Annotated in this window: 14 protein-coding genes; 13 read left to right on the plus strand and 1 reads right to left on the minus strand. The window is 51.3% G+C overall.

The genetic code is table 11. The features are described from left to right. Positions 1 to 240 precede the first annotated feature (240 nt). From DW757_RS16545 to DW757_RS16575, 7 genes are all read left to right on the plus strand, one after another. Positions 241 to 2,268, plus strand: coding sequence for a M28 family peptidase (locus tag DW757_RS16545; protein WP_008397416.1), 2,028 nt, complete (start codon positions 241 to 243; stop codon positions 2,266 to 2,268). Positions 2,269 to 2,277: 9 nt separating this feature from the next. Further along, a complete protein-coding gene (locus DW757_RS16550) occupies positions 2,278 to 2,913 on the plus strand; it encodes a GNAT family N-acetyltransferase (protein ID WP_015544980.1) in 636 nt (211 codons plus the stop codon). A 176-nt stretch (positions 2,914 to 3,089) separates the two neighbouring features. Continuing rightward, positions 3,090 to 4,148, plus strand: a complete 1,059-nt coding sequence (locus DW757_RS16555) for a PIN domain-containing protein (protein WP_147355651.1) — start codon at positions 3,090 to 3,092, stop codon at positions 4,146 to 4,148. Positions 4,149 to 4,357: 209 nt separating this feature from the next. Then, entirely contained in the window at positions 4,358 to 4,927 is a 570-nt protein-coding gene (locus DW757_RS16560; RefSeq protein ID WP_008398279.1) for a nuclear transport factor 2 family protein, read from the plus strand. After that, entirely contained in the window at positions 4,921 to 5,724 is an 804-nt protein-coding gene (locus tag DW757_RS16565; protein WP_008398278.1) for a sensor domain-containing diguanylate cyclase, read from the plus strand. The genes DW757_RS16560 and DW757_RS16565 overlap by 7 nt, the downstream gene beginning before the upstream one ends. Further along, positions 5,702 to 7,090 (plus strand): transglutaminase-like domain-containing protein, encoded by a 1,389-nt coding sequence (locus tag DW757_RS16570; RefSeq protein ID WP_008398277.1) that lies wholly within the window; start codon positions 5,702 to 5,704, stop codon positions 7,088 to 7,090. Before DW757_RS16565 ends, DW757_RS16570 begins: the two co-directional genes overlap by 23 nt. A 117-nt stretch (positions 7,091 to 7,207) precedes the next feature. Then, complete coding sequence (locus DW757_RS16575; protein WP_008398276.1) at positions 7,208 to 7,498, plus strand: hypothetical protein; 291 nt, start codon at positions 7,208 to 7,210, stop codon at positions 7,496 to 7,498. 235 nt (positions 7,499 to 7,733) lie between these two features. Here the strand turns inward: DW757_RS16575 and DW757_RS16580 are convergent, their stop codons facing one another. Then, positions 7,734 to 9,089 (minus strand): MATE family efflux transporter, encoded by a 1,356-nt coding sequence (locus tag DW757_RS16580; protein WP_118752276.1) that lies wholly within the window; start codon positions 9,087 to 9,089, stop codon positions 7,734 to 7,736. Between the two features lie 165 nt (positions 9,090 to 9,254). On the opposite strand from DW757_RS16580, the gene DW757_RS16585 reads away from it, so the two are divergent. From DW757_RS16585 to DW757_RS16610, 6 genes are all read left to right on the plus strand, one after another. After that, on the plus strand, positions 9,255 to 11,441 hold the full coding sequence (locus DW757_RS16585; RefSeq protein ID WP_118752277.1) for a SulP family inorganic anion transporter: 2,187 nt from the start codon (positions 9,255 to 9,257) through the stop codon (positions 11,439 to 11,441). 45 nt (positions 11,442 to 11,486) lie between these two features. After that, entirely contained in the window at positions 11,487 to 11,786 is a 300-nt protein-coding gene (locus DW757_RS16590; RefSeq protein ID WP_008398271.1) for an ATP-dependent Clp protease adaptor ClpS, read from the plus strand. Positions 11,787 to 11,861: 75 nt separating this feature from the next. Continuing rightward, complete coding sequence (locus DW757_RS16595) at positions 11,862 to 14,267, plus strand: AAA family ATPase (protein ID WP_118752278.1); 2,406 nt, start codon at positions 11,862 to 11,864, stop codon at positions 14,265 to 14,267. Next, entirely contained in the window at positions 14,264 to 15,448 is a 1,185-nt protein-coding gene (gene fliB, locus DW757_RS16600; RefSeq protein ID WP_118752279.1) for a flagellin lysine-N-methylase, read from the plus strand. The genes DW757_RS16595 and fliB overlap by 4 nt, the downstream gene beginning before the upstream one ends. A 351-nt stretch (positions 15,449 to 15,799) precedes the next feature. Beyond that, positions 15,800 to 16,753: a hypothetical protein gene (locus DW757_RS16605; protein WP_243033751.1), complete on the plus strand. Its 954-nt coding sequence runs from the start codon at positions 15,800 to 15,802 to the stop codon at positions 16,751 to 16,753. 110 nt (positions 16,754 to 16,863) lie between these two features. Beyond that, positions 16,864 to 17,448 (plus strand): DedA family protein, encoded by a 585-nt coding sequence (locus DW757_RS16610; protein ID WP_347560007.1) that lies wholly within the window; start codon positions 16,864 to 16,866, stop codon positions 17,446 to 17,448. Positions 17,449 to 17,597: the final 149 nt, after the last annotated feature.

Below are 17,597 nucleotides of genomic sequence, written 5' to 3' on the forward strand. Positions count from 1 at the left end.
GCTATAGACCATGTCTATTTTTATGAAATTAATTTTGCGAAATTAATTATACGTCATCCTTTTTTCTGATTCTTCAGGCCGAAGGCGAAATTCACTTCCCTACCTGTAAGGAGAGGTGGTATAATAACCAAGGAATACCTGCAAAGCGGGCATTATACCTGCGCATGCCGGCTTCAGTATGCAGTGCCGGCAACCGGGCGCTAAGTTTTGCCGGAATGTTTAACAGGAGGGAAGGCAGTCATGATAACACAGGAAGAGATCCTAAAGCATCTGGATGTGGATTATTCCTACCGTCTGGCAAAACGGATGGAAGTATATAAATCCAATCCTGTCCTGGGATACCGCACAGCGGGCTCCAGGGCGGAGTTTGAAACAGGAGAAATGCTGAAACAGGAGATGGAGAGCATCGGCCTTTCAGATGTGTCAAAGGATGCGGTAACCGTGGATGGCTGGGAGTTTAAAAAGGCAGTTCTTCGGTTTGAGGGACAGGACGGAAGGGAGAGAGAGGTTCAGCTGGGAGCTTACCAGACCACTCTTGTGACAGATGGATTTGAGGAGTGCTCCCTGATGTACCTGGGGAAGGGAACGGACCGGGATTATGAGGGAAAGAATGCAGCCGGAAAGCTGGTTTTGGTGGATATTAACCAGAGGGATGAGTGGTGGATTAACTATCCGGTCTATGAAGCCCATTTAAAGGGGGCCAGAGCTCTGATCGCTGTTCAGAGCGGAGGGTACGGCGAAATCGGAGAGGAAGCATTAAACGCCCAGGATATTGCAGGGCCGGAGGATGCACCTGCTTTCTCTATCTCAGAAAGAGATGCAAGAGAGCTGAAAAAGCTGCTGCAGGAGAAGGGGGAGCTGTCTGTGTTTCTGGATGCGGATACCCGTGTCAGAAGAAACTGCACCACCTACAACATCACAGGCCGTATTCCGGGAAGACATCCGGAGCGTATGGTTCTCCTGTCTGCCCACTATGATTCCTATTTCAGCGGCTTTCAGGATGATAATACAGCTGTGGCTATGATGCTGGGAATTGCCAGGGCTCTGGTGGCAAGCGGCTTTCAGCCCAACAATACCATTGTTTTCTGCGCTATGGCGGCTGAGGAGTGGGGAGTAGCCGATTCTAATTTTGACTGGTCTGCGGGAGCCTATGAGCAGGTGTTCACAGCGCATCCCGAATGGGTGGGCAGGGTGATTGCAGACCTGAATTTCGAGCTGCCGGCTCTGGCACATGGAACCAGGGCGAGGATCAGAAGCTGCTACGAATACGTAGATTATCTGAATGAATGGCTGGAGGATCTGCCCAATCTGACTCAGGCGTATCCGGAAGAGACAAAGGTAACGGCTCCCATTGAAACCTGGTCAGATGACTTTTCCATGGCAATTGCCGGAATTCCGTCCATGGTCAATGATTTCACAGGCGGGAGCTTTATGGAAACGCATTATCATTCCCAGTTTGACAATGATGAGTTCTATGATGAGCAGGTCTACAGACTTCACCATGAGCTGTTCGCTCTTCTGATTGAGGCTCTTGACCGGACAGCTGTGGTTCCTCTCTGTTTTGAGCGGGTGATGAAGCGGGCGGCCCGGTCTCTTGATGAAGAACTGGGAGAGCTATGGGTGAGTCCGGAGGTGGCTGTCAGGCTGGAAGAGATGAAGCAGCTCTTTGAGCAGGCGGCAGAGTTCTCATGGAGAGAATATGAAGAAGTGCGGGAAATCAATAACCGCTACAGCAGCCTTCTGAGCCAGGGAAGAGAGGCGCAGGCAGAGGAGCTGTTTCAGAGAGAGAGAAAGCGCGAGGCAGAGCTTTTAAGGCGCTTTAAGCTGGAACAGGATGAGTTTGTGCGCATTGACTGGTATGGAAATGTCTATTATCTTCATGAGCTCTGTATGGAAAAGATACGGCTGCTGGGCGGGGCGGTGAAGAATCTCAGAGAAGGAAAGATCTCAGCTGCTCTGCGAAAGCTCTATCAGGTGGATAATAATGCCTATGCCTTTATGTTTTCTGAAGAAGTGTACCGCCACTTTACCGAGTATGTGCTGGATCAGCCAAAGGACCGTCTGAAATGGGGGTACCAGAGACTTGCCGGTCATGAAAATCTGTATCCTCTTGTCACAGGGCTGCTTCAAAGAGAGTCCGGAGGAGAGAGTGACTGCAGGAAGGAAGCAGATGCGCTTGATGAGGCGCTGTCAAGACAGCTTCGAGCGCTTCTGGATGCTTTGGACACTCTTGAAAAAATAACAAAAAAGGACTTTATACAGAGGTGAAAATTTATTATGGATAGTGATAAGCTGTACCGTGTGCAGAGAAAAGATCTGCCGAAGCTGGAGAAAATTTTGAATCTCTGCTTTGCACATGATCCGCTCTATGAAACGCTGATCCCTGATCCAGAGGTCAGAAAAAGGCTGATGCCTGAGCTGTTTCACTGTGATCTGGATGAATTTTTTGAAACCTGTGAGATATTTGCAGACAGCGAAGAGCTGAAGGGGGTACTGGTTGTATCGGATGAGGCAGAGCCGTATAACCTGTTCCGGTTTTACTTTTCAGAGGCAAAGGCGGCTCTGTACACGGACACTGTGCTGATCAAGGAGGATCCGTCTCTAAAGACTTTCTATAACTTTATGAGGGGCGTAGATTACCTGAATTCAAGCTGGACGGATCAGCTTCACCAGAACAGAAGGCTACACATTATTTACCTTGCCGTAGATCCTCATGTACAGCACCACGGGGTAGCGGCCCTTCTGTTAGACGAGGCCATTGACTATGCAAACCGCCATCGAATGATGATTTCACTGGAAACACACAATGAAAAGAATCTGGCCTTTTATGCCAAATTCGGTTTTAAGGTATATGGGGTGGTAAAGAAGCATTTCCCTCTGAATCAGTACTGCCTGATCAGGGAAGTGCAGTGAAAAATGCTCAGGCCTTCTGCCTGCTTCAAGAGCAGAACAGGCAGCTGAAGGAACTGCAGGCGGCCGCAGCTTACGGGCTGGGGACAGAGAAAGCAGAACATCCTTTCTGCGCCGGAGCAAACTGTGTGAAAAGCTGCAGAATTGCAGAACGGATAAACAATGAATGGAGGATTCAGATGAGTACGTATTTAGTAGATTTCGAGAATGTAGGAGTAGGAGGAATGGACGGAGTGGAGAAACTTTCTGACCACGACAGAGTTGTGATTTTTTATGGAAAGCAGGCGGCGGCCGTCCCGTTTGAGCGCCATATTGAGATTGCTTCTTCCAGGGCAGAGGTCAGATATATTAAGGTGGATAAAACAGGAAAGAATTTCCTGGATTTTCAGCTCTCCAGCTACTGCGGCTACCTGATCGGAAGTACAGCTGAAAAGGACTTTATTATCGTCAGCCGTGACAATGGATTCGGCAGTATGGAGGATTTCTGGGACGGAAAGGAGATGTCAGGAAAGCTGATCAGTATGAAACGCCAGCCGGCCATAGCGGTGAATGAGGAGAAGGCGGAGAGCGTGAGGGAGATTATTGTCGACCGCAGTGAGCGGGCCGGAGAAAAGGCCAAGGAACAAGAGACCAAAAGTTCCAGAGAAAAAAGCGGGCAGACAGAACAGGGAAGACGGGAAAAAGAACAGAAAAAACAGAAAAAAGCTGACAGAAAGGCTGAGAAGGAGAAACACGAAAAAGAAAAGCGGGAGAGAGAGCGGCAGGAAAAAGAAAGGCATATCCGGGAAAAGCGGGAAAGACAGGAAGCAGCCAGGGAGGAGATGAGGGAAGCGTCCTCTGAGAATGAGCAGGAGGAGGCCTCCATACCGGAAATGAGGAGAAAAGGCAGAAGAAACACCGGGAAAAAGCGCGGTCAGAGGCCGGATGAGGAGATGATTCTCTCTGCTGCAGAGGAGACACAGAACCATTTGAAGGAGGAGTCAGTCAGAAAGGATTCCAGGCGTGAGGAGCCAAAATGGCTGAAAGAGAGAGCTGAAAAGGAGAACGGGAAGAAAAACACGAAGGGAGAGCAGAGGTCCGCAGAATGCGTTCACGAAGAGCCGAAAGGAGCAGAGGAAAAGGAGGAGAAAAGACAGATACCAGCTTCAGACGGCGGCCAGGAAGGTGAGAAAGAGGCGAGAAGGCATTTAAAAAGAAGCAGGAGAAGGCCGAAGGGCAGATATGTCTGGAGACGGTAAAAGTCTGGAAGGGACAGCCTGAGAAGGCTGTCTCTTTTTTAAACCATCTGATCTTAAAGACGGAAATCCCCACGGAAATTTCCAGTACGCATTTTGGCGCATACTTTATTATTGAAAATGATAATCATTTTCGATATAATGACAGGTATGAAAAAGTGGCGGGGACGCATCCACAGAACAGTTTCCGCGGCAGCGGGAGGAATGCTATTATGAGAGTAAAAAAGCTGCTGGAACAATTTTTTGACGCATGCCTGATAGAGGGAAATGTAGAAAAGGCTTTGACTTTTGCCTCTGAGAAAATCATGAGCTTCGGGACAGAGGAACAGGAGATTGCAAGGAACAAGATGGAGCTTAGGGCTCTTCTGGAACGTGAAACTGCCGCAGTTCAGAAAGAAGAAAAGTTCAGCTACGTCCTGGCAGATTACAGAGAAAGCGAATATGGGGAGGGGATGTGCGGGGCCTTCTGCTTTTTTGTAACTGCGGTGGAAAAGAAACAGGAGGGGGCCATTCGAAAAAATGCCGGAATCCGTCTGACTGCATGCGCAAGGAAGGAGGAGGGGATGTGGAAGCTTGTTCAGCTGCATATGTCAAGGCCTATGCGCTTCCAGGAGAGAGAGGAGGTCTTTCCTCTGAAATATGGCCATCGTTCTGTAGGAAAAATCGGGGCTGTAGCAGGAAGAAGCCTGATACAGACCATGTCATCCCTGCTTCCCGGAGGAATTCGGGAGTATATCTGGAACCGGGTTTTCCTCTCTATGTCATCAATGATTCCATGCTAAGCTATCTGGGCTATACATACGAGGAACTGGTGGAGGTGACAGGGGAGAAGATTATCTCCATCATTGCCCCCGAGGACAGAAAACAGGTGGAACGGGAGGTCTTTCAGAGCGTAAGGGACACGGGCGAGTATGAACTGCAGTGCAGATTTATGAGAAAAGACGGATCCCTTATGTGGATTATGGAAAAGGGGCACCGGATTGTCACAGAGGACGGAAGAGAGGCCATTATAGGGATTATTCTGGATAATTCTAAAAATATGGATCTGCAGGAAAAACTGAAGCGCGAGGCAATAGAGGATCCCCTCACGGGAACGCTCAACAGAAAGGGAGCGGCAGGCTGCATCAGGCAGTCTTTTATGACAGACAAAAAGGGGACGCTTTTTCTGCTTGATATTGACAATTTCAAAAAAGTCAACGATATTTACGGGCACCAGGCAGGAGACAGAGTGCTGATGGCTCTGGCAAACATTTTAAAGGTCCACACAAGAAGACAGGATACGGTTTCACGCATGGGAGGCGATGAATTTCTGATTTATCTTTCAGGCTGTGTGGCAAAGAATGTGGTGGAGGACAGAGCCAGGAGTATTATCGAGGCATTCCGTCTGGAGGGAAAGGATTACCCTATGGCAGGAATATCCATCAGCATCGGCGTATCCATGAGGGAAAAAGAGGAGAGCTTCCAGGAGCTTTATCTGCAGGCCGATCAGGCTCTCTATGAAGCTAAAAGAACGGGAAAGGGCCAGTACAGGCTGAGAAAGAAGGAGGATTCAGAGAATGGACAGAGAGAAGCACTTTGATTTAAGATACCTGAACGTACCTCTTCCTGAGGATGTGGAAAAACTCAAATGGGGGGGAGACTATGAGCGGCTTCAAAAGGTAATCGAGAAAAAGCTGAAAAGTGAGTCGCTTCCGGAAGCGCTTAGAATCAGGCTGGAGCTTGAGCGGGAGCTGGCCGTAAGGATACCGGCTCAGTATCCTTACAGCTATGAAGATGCCCTCTTGATTTTAAGAGAGAGGATTGAGAATTTCCAGGATGAAGAGCTGGAAAGGCTGTGGGAGGAGAATACGGCTGACTGGATCTACATAAAAGGAAGCGTACATTTCCATGAACTGTTTTTTGATAATTTAATGAAGACAAGGCCGGACTATGAGGTCAGGGCGAAAGAAAAAAGCAGCGACGGAGAAAAAAATGCGGCACTGCTGAGGGAGAATATCAGAATCATGAAGGAAAAGGGGAGCAGGACGCTTCACCTCCATCTTCACACAACCCTTCGCCTGACACCTGAAGCGGAGAAAGGCTGTATGGGAAAGAAACTTGGCGTTTATCTTCCCCTTCCCGTGGAGTATGCACAGGTAAAAAATCTGAAAATCTGCGGCTTTCCCGGCAATGTGGGAGCTCCGGTCAGAATCGATGAGGGAAGTTATCCCCAGCGGACGGCTTACTTTGAGACAGTGATCAAAGGAGGGGAGCGCTGGGAGACAGAGTACGAATTTGACAATATAACCGTTTACCGGCAGCCCGATCCAGGAGAAGTTCTGCCTGTCCAGCCGGCCTTCTATACGCAGGAAGAGGCGCCTCATATCCGTTTTACGCCGTATATCAGGGAGCTGACGCGGGAGGCTGTGGGGGAGGAAAAGAATCCTCTGCTGGCAGCGGAAAAAATTTACCGCTTTATCACATCGGAGGTTCGGTATTCTTTTGTCAGAAGCTACAGTACCATCTATGACATTCCGGAGTTTACGGCAGTCAATCAGAAGGGGGACTGCGGTTTCCAGGCCCTTTTATTTATCACCATGTGCAGGGCGGCGGGAATACCTGCCAGGTGGCAGTCGGGTCTTTATGCCACGCCCCTTTCCGTCGGGTGCCATGACTGGGCTCAATATTATGTGGCGCCTTTTGGCTGGCTGAGTGCAGACTGTTCCTTCGGCGGCTCTGCATTCCGGCAGAAGGATGAGGAGCGCAGGGAATACTATGGGAAAAACCTGGATCCATACCGAATCCCCTATGCTTCTTCGTTTATGCACGGTTTTTCCGTTCCGGAAGGGGGACTCAGGGACGATCCCTATGACAACCAGTGCGGGGAAGTGTTCTGCGAGGGACAGGCCCTTCGGTGCAGAAAGGACTTTACGGTTGAGTACCGGCTGGATACAGAGGAATTATAAATATACTGTACAGGATATAAATATGTGCTATAATAGCAGAAGAGCTGTAAAAAGTCTTCAGGGCAGGGAACTTCAGGCCCAGGGGACAGGACAGCATAAGATGAGGAGGTTTATTTTATGAAGGCATACGATATGCAGGAGAAAAAAGAGGTGGAGGTTACAGGAGAGGAGCTTATGAAGCTTTTAGACTCCAACCGCCAGGTGGATTTAGTATTTTCAGAGCCAAGGACAGATGAGGACGGCTACCTGACCTGGGATCGGGAGAACTGGCTGCTGGTTAAAGAGGGAAAATATCAGAGAAATTATTTCTTAAAGGGAAAAGCCCTCTATGACTTTACCCACCACAACAAATACGATATGAAGAATTCCTTCTTCCCGGAGCAGGCAGAGAAGATAGAGATTAATTAGTCGGAAACGCAGTCAGAGACATTTAAGGAATTACCGAAAATACGCAGAAATTCAGAATAAATAAAGGCATCCCGCGCAGTGAACCTGCCAGCAGAGGGGTGCCTTTTAATATAGGAAATTCGGAAGAATTTCCATAATACAAAAAGCCCTGACTGGCAGGATGCGCACGCCGTGCAGAAGAAAAAGGCTGCCTTAGGCAGCCCCTAGGTGCTGCGCTGCGTCGGAAAGGAAAAGTCTAAAGCAGCTCCTCCCGGCTTTTTGGACGCTCCTCCAGACGGCGCAGGACATAGCGGCAGGATATGCCTGTAAAGACGGAGGCGGCTATCCAGGCGGCCGGATCGCAGAAGCAGGCCAGCGGGTAGCTCATGAGCTTCATGGCTATGGGGGCCAGAGCGCAGCGGGCGCCAAGCTCAGCCGCACCTCCCATCATGGGGAGAAAGCCGTAGCCGCAGCCCTGCATGAAATTGCGGAAGACAAAAATGTAGCTGAGAGGAATGTAAAATGCCACACAGATGTACATATAGGTCTGCGCATAGGGAAGGATCTGGGTAAGGTCGCCTGTAAAAAACAGACGAATTCCAAAAGGAAGCAGAAGAACCAAGGCGGCCGCGCTGGCGAGGGCGTACACTGTGCTGATAGCCAGAGAGGTTTTGATCCCCTGGCGGATGCGCCAAAGATCGCCCTTGCCGATATTCTGACCGGCGTACGTGGCGGCCATCTGCCCCATTGCAACCATTCCCTGGGTTACCAGGTTCTGAAGCCGGCTCACAGCGGTGAAGGCTGCCACGGCTGTGGAGCCGAAGAGATTGATGGCAGCCTGCATGACGATGGTTCCCACGGCAGTGATGGAAAACTGCAGGGCCATGGGGATTCCCATAGAGAGCTGGCAGCGCACATAGGAAGCCCTCGGAAGGAAGGAATCACGCACGGGACAGAGAGCAGGGACACGCTTCCAGATATATAAAAGGCACAGCAGTCCCGAAATCAGAGTGGCCGCGTTTGTGGCCCATGCAGCGCCCGCCACACCCATATGAAACCAGATGATAAAAACCAGATCCAGAATCACGTTGATCCCAGCTGAGAGAATCAGGAAAAACAGGGGAGCTTTGCTGTTTCCCACTGCTCTCAGGTAGGAGGAAAGAAGGTTGTAGAGGATGTTGGCGCCAAGGCCCATGCAGATGACACTGATATAGGAATAGGCGTCGTCAAAAATATCAGCCGGCGTATTCATGGCAGCTAAAAGGGGCTTCATAAACAGAAGGCCGGACACTGTCAGAAGGACGGCTGCCGCCAGGGACAAAAGAGCGCCGTTTCCCACACTGCGCCTGACTCCGTGTGTATCTCCGGCCCCGTATTTCTGGGAAGTGAGAACGGAAAAGCCGGCAGTCAGACCCTGGGCAAAGCCGGTGATCAGAAACATAATCGTTCCGGTAGACCCCACCGCCGCCAGGGCGCTGCTGCCTACATAGCGCCCTACGATGACGGTGTCAACCATGTTGTAGAGCTGCTGGAACACATTGCCTATGAATAACGGAAAAACAAATCTTAAAATAAGGGGGAGCGGTTTCCCCTCAGTCATGTCAAGTTCCATGGGAAATTCCTTTCTTAACGTTTTTTAACAAAGGAAAGTGTATACGGGGAAGGAGAGAATGTCAAATGGTTTTTGAGGCTGCCCAAGGCCTTCTGAAAATCCCAGATTGCACATACAGGTATTCCGATGATATAATAAAACTGATTTTTTTTGGAGGCGATCACCATGAACCTATCTCTTTTTCCGACACTAAAAGGATACAGGCCCTCCTGGCTTGTTAAGGACATCCAGGCAGGGCTTATTATTGCTGCCGTTTCAATCCCCATTTCTATGGGATATGCGGAGGTGGCCGGGCTTCCGTCGGTATACGGCCTCTATGGCTCGCTTCTGCCCATTCTCTGTTTTGCACTCTTTTCCACTTCGCCCCAGTTTATCCTGGGAGTGGATGCAGCCCCGGCAGCGATCGTGTGCGCTGCCCTGTCGTCTGCGGGGATAGAGGCAGGTTCCCCCGAGGCCATGGCTTTTGTGCCGTTTACTGCTCTGCTTGCAGGGCTGTGGCTTCTGCTCTTTTATTTCCTGAAGGCGGGAAAAATTGTCAACTACATTTCCACCCCCGTAATGGGCGGATTTATCACGGGAATTTCCTTCACCATTATCCTGATGCAGATTCCGAAGATTCTTGGAAGCGGTTCCGGCTCAGGGGAGCTTCTGGAGCTTCTCTTACATATCTGGGAGGCTTTTGAGCATGTGAGCATCCTGTCTGTGATGCTCGGTGCCGGCGCTCTTGTGATTCTGCGCCTGTCCCAGAGGCTGGTGCCGAAATTCCCCATGGCAGTGGCCATTATGGCGGCAGGAGTGGGCCTGGAGCTGGCATTCGGGCTGCACGGGATGGGTGTCAGGATGCTTGCGGCCGTAGAGCCGGGCTTTCCCGCTCTGTCCCTTCCTTCCGTTTCCGGCCTGGATATCGGCAGGGCGGCGGGAACCAGCCTGACAGTGGCAGTGGTGGTCATGTCAGAAACACTTTTATCGGAAAATAATTTTGCCTTTAAAAATGGATATCAGATTAAGGACAACAGGGAGATCCTGGCCTGCGCAGCCGGAAACCTGGCTGCCGCTCTGGTTGGCTGCTGCCCGGTAAACGGAAGTATTTCCAGGACCTCCATGAACGATCAGTTCGGGGGCAAAACGCAGATGACAGGGATCGTGGCAGGAGCTGCGATGGCAGTCATTCTGCTCTTTGCCACAGGCTTTATCGGCTATCTTCCTGTTCCCGTGCTGGCGGCCATCGTCATCTCCGCCCTGATGAATGTGGTAGAGCTGCATCTGGCAAAGCGGCTGTTTTCTGTGAGCCGAAACGAGTTCTGGATTTTTCTGGCAGCCTGCATGAGCGTACTCTGCCTTGGAACGATCTACGGAGTTGTCATTGGAATTGCACTGTCTTTTACAGAAATGATCTTAAAGGCTGCCAATCCGCCCAGAACGGTGCTGGGAATTATTCCGGGCAGGGAGGGATTCTTCGATCTCAGAAAAAATCCCCATGCCGTTCCCATCAGAGGAACGGTGATCTACCGATTCAGCGAGAGTCTTTTCTTTGCCAACATAAAGATATTTAAGGAGGACATCGAGTCCTTGATTGAGGATGACACAAAAACAGTGATTGTGGATGCAGGGGCAGTGACAAGCCTTGATATTACGGCCGCCGATCAGCTGGAGGCTCTGGCAGAAAGCCTGAAAAAGAGGGGAATCCGCTTTTACCTGACCGAGCATGTGGATACAGTCAATGAGGAAATGAGAAAGCTGGGAATTGGCCGCCTGATTGAGGAGGGAATGGTAAGACGCACCATCACCACTGCCTTAAAGGCAGCCGGAATGGAGGAGCCCTACCCGGTAAAGGAGAGAGAGGCAGGTCCTTCCAGGTACCAGGCTATGACAGGCCTCTCTGCGGAGGAGGAGAATTCTCTGGAGGAATTTGGCTGGGCCTTCGGAGGGGACGTGGTGAGCCAGATCGAGAGACGCGTCCACCGGATTATGGAGAGCATCCACTATATGCCGGACATTGAGGAGCTGGTGGAACGCGGTCTTCCTGAGGATAAGGACGGATGGATGAATCTGGGAGCTTTTGATGAGGACGAGATTTTAAGGAGAATCGAGCTTCACCTTGATGAGCTGCCGGAAAATCTGAGCGACAACAAAAGCATTGTCCTGAGCCTTCTCGAAAAACGAAGGCAGAGGATCAGGGAAGAGCTTGAGCAGAATCATCCGGAGCTTTTAAGCATGTTAAAGCAGCGGCGTGAGAAGCTGGAACGGCGGCTGATGAAGCAGAACCCGGAAGCTGCCATGCGGCTTCGCGAATGGGAAAAGGCTCTGAGTGAAGGCAGAGAGAAAACAGACAAAACAGGTAACATTCGGTGACAAGACGGCTTATTGATATGAAAAACTGCAGCAGGAGGGAGAGAGATGGCATTCCAGACAGGCGTAAAAGAGGACACTAAGATAAAGCTGAAAAAACCGAGCCTCTACCATGTAGTTATGCACAATGATGATTTTACCACCATGGATTTTGTGGTGGAGATTCTGATGACGATTTTCCACAAGGAACATGAGGAGGCAGTAGCCCTGATGATGCTTGTGCATAATATCCAGAGGGCGGTGGTGGGAACGTATTCCTACGATATTGCCAGGACCAAGGCAGAGGAGGCAGAGGAAAGAGCCAGGGAACAGGGATTCCCGTTCAGGCTCAGCGTAGAAGAGGCATAGGAATCCGGCAGACAGCTTCCGGGAAATTTTCTGCTGTCTGCCGGAATTTGCGTCAGAAAAAGGAGAAATTTGCAGATGATGGAAATAGATGAAGAGGTAGCCCGTGTGTTCAGTGGTGCTGTGAAGGAAGCAGGAGAGCGGGGGCTGGAGTATGTGACTCCTGAACTGTTTCTGCTAAAAATTGCAGACGAGCCTATGTTTCGGGAGGCCTTTGAGGAGTGCGGCGGCGACTGCGGGGAGCTGAAAAGCAAGCTTGAAGCGTACATCAGGGAACAGGTACCGGCTTCAGACGGAAAAAAAGAGCCTGTTCCTTCCGCCGACTTAAATGAGCTTTTATTCTATACAGAGCTTACCACCCAGAATTGCGGGAAAAGGAGCATTGACCTGAATCACCTGATCGCCGCTTATTACCACTTAGAGAACAGCTTTGCCCTCTACTATCTGATGGAGCAGGGCATTGAAAAGGCGGAGCTTCTGCTGGAGCTTATTGAGTCCGGTGAAAAATGGGAGGGGGAGTATGAGGAATACGAGGTTCATGAGGGCGGTGACAATTCGGAGGAGTGGGAGGAATACTATGCCCGGGAATATGAGCTGGAAAAGCGCAGGGAAGAGCTGATGAGAGGCGGCGGGAAAAGAACGGAAGGAAAGAATGATGACGGCGGGGAAGAGGACATCCCGTTTGGCAGTACAGAAAAGAAGAGGGAAAAATGGAGAGATTATGTGACCTGCTTAAATGACAGCCTGTCGGATGTAAGCCCCCTCATCGGCAGGGAGGACGAGCTGGAACGCACCATGCAGATTCTCTGCCGCAGGGAGAAAAACAACCCCCTTCATATCGGCGAACCCGGCGTCGGGAAAACAGCCATAGCCTACGGCCTTGCAAGGCTTCTGGAAGAAGAAAAGGTGCCGGAGGCCTTAAAAGGTGCCAGAATCTATTCTCTGGATCTGGGAGCCATGATTGCCGGAACCCAGTACAGAGGCGAGTTTGAAAAACGGTTAAAGAGTGTTCTGGCAGGCCTTGAGAGGGAAGAAAAGCCCGTTGTATACCTGGATGAGATCCACAACATTGTAGGAGCCGGGGCCGTGGGGGAGGGGAGCTTTGACGCGTCAAACCTGTTAAAACCCTACCTGGCAGCTGGAAGGATCCGTTTTATAGGGGCCACTACCCATGAGGAATATAAAAAGCACTTTGAGAAGAGCAAGAGCCTGGTGCGCCGGTTTCAGAACATTGAAATTTCCGAGCCCGGAGAGGAGGAGACAGTCAAAATTCTGGAAGGGCTCAGGAAGCACTATGAGAAATACCACGGCGTTTCCTACAAAAAGGGCGTGATGGAGTATGCGGTGCACATGAGCGCCAGGTATATCAATGAGAGATTTCTGCCGGACAAGGCCATCGATCTGATCGACGAGGCAGGCGCTTACCGGAAGCTCCATCCGCTTCCCCAGAAAAAGCAGACCGTGGGAAAGGAGGTCATTGACGAGATCCTCTCAAAGACCTGTCGGATTCCAAAGAAGGTGGTGGAGAGCGGGGAGATAAAGAAGCTCGCGGGCCTGGAGCGCAGACTGTCTGCCTGTGTGTTCGGCCAGGACGAGGCCATAAAAGAGGTGGTCAACGCCATCAAGTTCTCCAGGGCAGGGCTCTCCGAGGCGGGAAAGCCCCTGGCCAGCTTCCTGTTTGTAGGCCCCACAGGGGTGGGAAAGACGGAGATCGCCAGAAGTCTTGCGTCGGAGCTTGGGATCAGGCTGATCCGCTTCGACATGAGCGAATATGAGGAGAAGCATGCGGTGGCGAAGCTCATCGGAGCACCGGCCGGCTATGTGGGATACGAGGAGGGAGGCCTTCTGACAGAGGCGGTCAGAAAGAATCCCCATGCAGTCCTGCTTTTGGACGAGATTGAGAAGGCCCATTCCGATATTTACAATATTCTTCTCCAGGTGATGGACTATGCGACGCTTACGGACAATCAGGGAAGGAAGGCGGATTTCAGAAATATTGTCCTGATTATGACCTCCAATGCCGGGGCGAGCAGGCTTACAAAGGCAAGGCTGGGCTTCGGGGACGGCGCCGGCGCAGACGGACGGGGCAGCGTGATTATGGATGAGGTAAACCGGGTATTCCAGCCGGAGTTCAGGAACCGCCTGAGCCGGATTGTCGTATTCGGAGGGATTGACGAGAGGACGGCCAGAGAGATTGCAGGGAAAAAGCTCAGGGAGCTGGGAGTCCTTCTCTCGGAGCGGCAGGTGGAGTTTTCATTCACCAGGCAGGCGGAGGCCCTTCTGACGAAAAAGGGAGTGAGCCGGGAATATGGGGCAAGGGAGCTTACGAGGGTGATCGAGCGGGAGATCAAGCCTCTCCTGGCTGACCGGCTTTTGTTTGGAAGCCTGAAACGGGGCGGTTTCTGCCGGCTGGATGCAAAAGACGGCGCGTTTGTTCTCTCAGATGAAGCTGGCGCAAAGGAGAAAAGGGAGGAACATGCATGATACAAAAGCTCATCGTGCCGGACTACTACAGAGAGTTTCACTGTATCGGGAGCAGCTGTCCGGACACCTGCTGCGGAGGCTGGAAAATTCCCATTGACGAAAAAACCATGAAAAAATACCGTGCTCTGGGCCGGAGCGGCTTTGACTTCCATGGTGCGGTAGACAGGAGAAGGCGGCAGATTGTGATGAAGGATGGTTCCTGCCCTCTGCTGGAAAAGGGGCTCTGCAGGCTCCACAGGGATCTGGGGGAGGATTACCTGTGCCGTGCCTGCCGGCTCTATCCGCGCCACGATGAAGATTACGGCAGTGTTCACGAGCGTTCCCTCTCCCTGTCATGCCCGGAGGCGGCCAGGCTGATCTTAAAGAGAGAGGGGAGGCTTACCTTCCGGGAATATATGGGGAGGGGAGAAAAAGAGGCAGAGGATCCGGCATCCCGTCCTCTTTTTGCCCAGCTTATGAGGGCGAGAAAACAGATGCTCTCAATGTTATCCTTCCGGGAAAGGCCTCTCGCACACCGCCTGGCTATGATTCTCGCCATGTCCCACGACATGCAGCGGGGAATCAGCCAGGGCAAAGATGAATCCCTCCATATGATAATGGATCGGTACACCCTGCTGGAAACAGAGAAGGGGTACGAGTGGTTTCTCTCGAAAACGTCATCCTGCATGGGGAGACGGGAGGAGCGGTATGATCAGATGGCAGCCTGCCTGGGGCTTCTCGGGGAGCTGACTGAAATTTACCCGGGCTATGGGAGGATGGTTTCCGGCTGGATGGATGTGCTCTACCGGACGGAGGCTGGATTTGCAGATTATGACAGAGCAGTGCGGGAAAGCGAGGGAGAGCCGGAAATCGAAATCATGCTTGAAAATCTGGCCGCCTATATCCTGTGTCTGTACGTGCCCGGGGCAGTCTATGACAGGGATGTGTATACCAAGGTGAAATACTGCCTGTTTTCTGTTCTCTGTATCAGAGAGGCTCTGACTGCAGAGATGGCCCTAGGAAGGCTTAAGAAGGAAAATGCCATGGGCAGGGAGGAAGCCGAGGCCGCGCTCCTCAGACTGTCATGGAGCTATTCCAGGCAGACGGAGCATTCTGACGAAAATCTGGAGCTGATAGAGAATGCTCTGAAAAAGAGAAAACTGTTTTCCATGAAGTCCTTATTTATCAATCTGTTTGGCTGAAACCTGGTCAGCCCGTTTGCCCGGACTGTCCTCCGGGGTTAAGGAGCCCGCCGCCTGGCGGGCTCAGCCGCTAAAATACAATATCTTTCTGCAGGCTCTCTCTCCATCTCATTTTTATATCAAATTTACATCAAATCTCGTTTCTCGTATCTCATTTTCATAAGTAAAAGCGTTTTAGAAATTCTTATCTTTTTTTCTTTTCAGGAAATGGAAAAATAAAGAAAATGTAAGGAAATCGAAATTGACGAACGGTTTTTCCAGAAGTATCCTAAACATAGACTGGATCAGTTAACCGCGAACCATTCACAGGTATGAGAGGAATGGGGACGAAGAGATAGAATGGAGATTGAGATGAAAAAAGGGAGATTGAGAGCCGCGAGAGGATTTTGGCTGGCCATCTGCATCCTGGGGCTGGCAGCAATAGGGGCAGGATGGGCGGTAAAGGGCGTGTCTTATGTAATGGCTCAGAAGCTGCAGAGTTCTGACACGGCAGACGGCGGGGAGAGTGAGCCGATTGCCACTGATGACGCCGATCTGCGCTTCAGAGAGCGATTTTACGCGCTGAGTCCGGACAGTCTGGAGGTGACGGATGCCGAGACGGCAGAAAAGGCTGCGTCCGAGGAGAGAAAGGGCCTGGGGATTCTGCTGGCGGAATTCCCTCAGGACGATATTTCCGTATACGGGTATGTGGACGCAGAGAAGCCCTGGCAGGGAGTCATGATCCGGTGTGGAGACAATGTGAGCTATTTTCCGGATATTGTCTATCTGTCAGAGTCTCGGGAGATGCCGGAGATTTATGCAGACAGCAGCAACAGCCTGATTATAGCCTCCTTCCACGCCGGGGCAGGAGAGGAAAAGAAGCGGGATACCCTCTATGCCTTCTTAAAAAGCCCGGCGGGAACCATGACATGTCAGGAATTTACGGCAGAGGACTTTCTGGGGCAGATGGAAAACCGTTTTTCCCTGAGCTACCAGCCTGGGGAAAACAGCGGGAAACTGGTGGGCCAGGATGGGAGGCTGATTGGTGAGGTGGACCTGAGCTGGGCGGACGGAGCCGCCATCACAGGACTGAATGTCATCAATCGCGTCCGCTTTATTCCCGGCAGCACGGTCTGGGCAGAGGTGGAGATCGGAATCACAGCCGAAGGGCGTGCCCCCTACTATGGAGAGAACCTTGTTGTGACGGCCCCGGTAGAGTTAAACAGCCAAAGCTACGGAAACGGAACGAAAAAGGTCAGCTTTTTAATCGGTGAAGTGAGGGAAAAAGCAGGAGAAAATCAAAGCGGTGAGGGGCTGGAGGAATAGAAGGGCCAGTGTCCGAATAAACTGGACTGAGAAGCTGTGTGCAGGGGAATGCAGTGCAGGAATTTGTTTTTCAGGTGATGGATTCGTTCGGATACATAGGAATATTTGCTTTGATTTTGATAGAAAATCTGTTTCCTCCCATTCCTTCTGAGGTGATTCTTACCTTCGGCGGATTTATGACTACATATACGTCCATGACGCCTGCAGGAGTGATTGCGGCGTCTACAGCAGGTTCGGTTCTGGGGGCTGTGATTCTGTACTATGCAGGGCGTCTCATTCCGAGGGAGCATATGTCCCGCCTTCTGCACGGAAAGGTGGGACATATGCTGCATTTTCAGAAGGAGGAAGTGGGAGACGCTGTGGAGTGGTTTGAGAGACGGGGAATGGCAGCAGTGCTGATCTGCCGCTGTGTCCCGATTATCAGAAGCCTGATCTCCATTCCTGCCGGCATGGCCGGAATGAGGATGCTTCCCTTCCTCCTTCTCACAGCCGCCGGAAGCCTAGTGTGGAATACAGTCCTGGTTCTGGCAGGAGCCACAGCAGGTGCATCCTGGGAGAGGATTCTGGAGGCCATGGACGCCTACTCGAATGCGTCCGTTCTCCTGATCGGCGCTGCGGCCTTTCTGGGAAGCTGTCTCTATTTCAGAAAGAGAGAGGGGCAGGACAGGAGTGAAGAAAATGGAGGGGAGAGGTAGCTCCCCTGCCGCAGTGCGATCCTCGCGGAGCGTTTATATATCAGGGAACGAAGTTTCCTGTTATATAAAAAAATCCCCTGTCAGACTGCCTGAACCGCCTCCTGTCAAGTAGACCGGGAAAATAAATAAAACTCGCATACCGTACCCGA

Origin of the sequence: Clostridium sp. AM29-11AC, from assembly GCF_003480545.1 — a bacterium.
Lineage (GTDB): Bacteria > Bacillota > Clostridia > Lachnospirales > Lachnospiraceae > Otoolea > Otoolea saccharolyticum_A.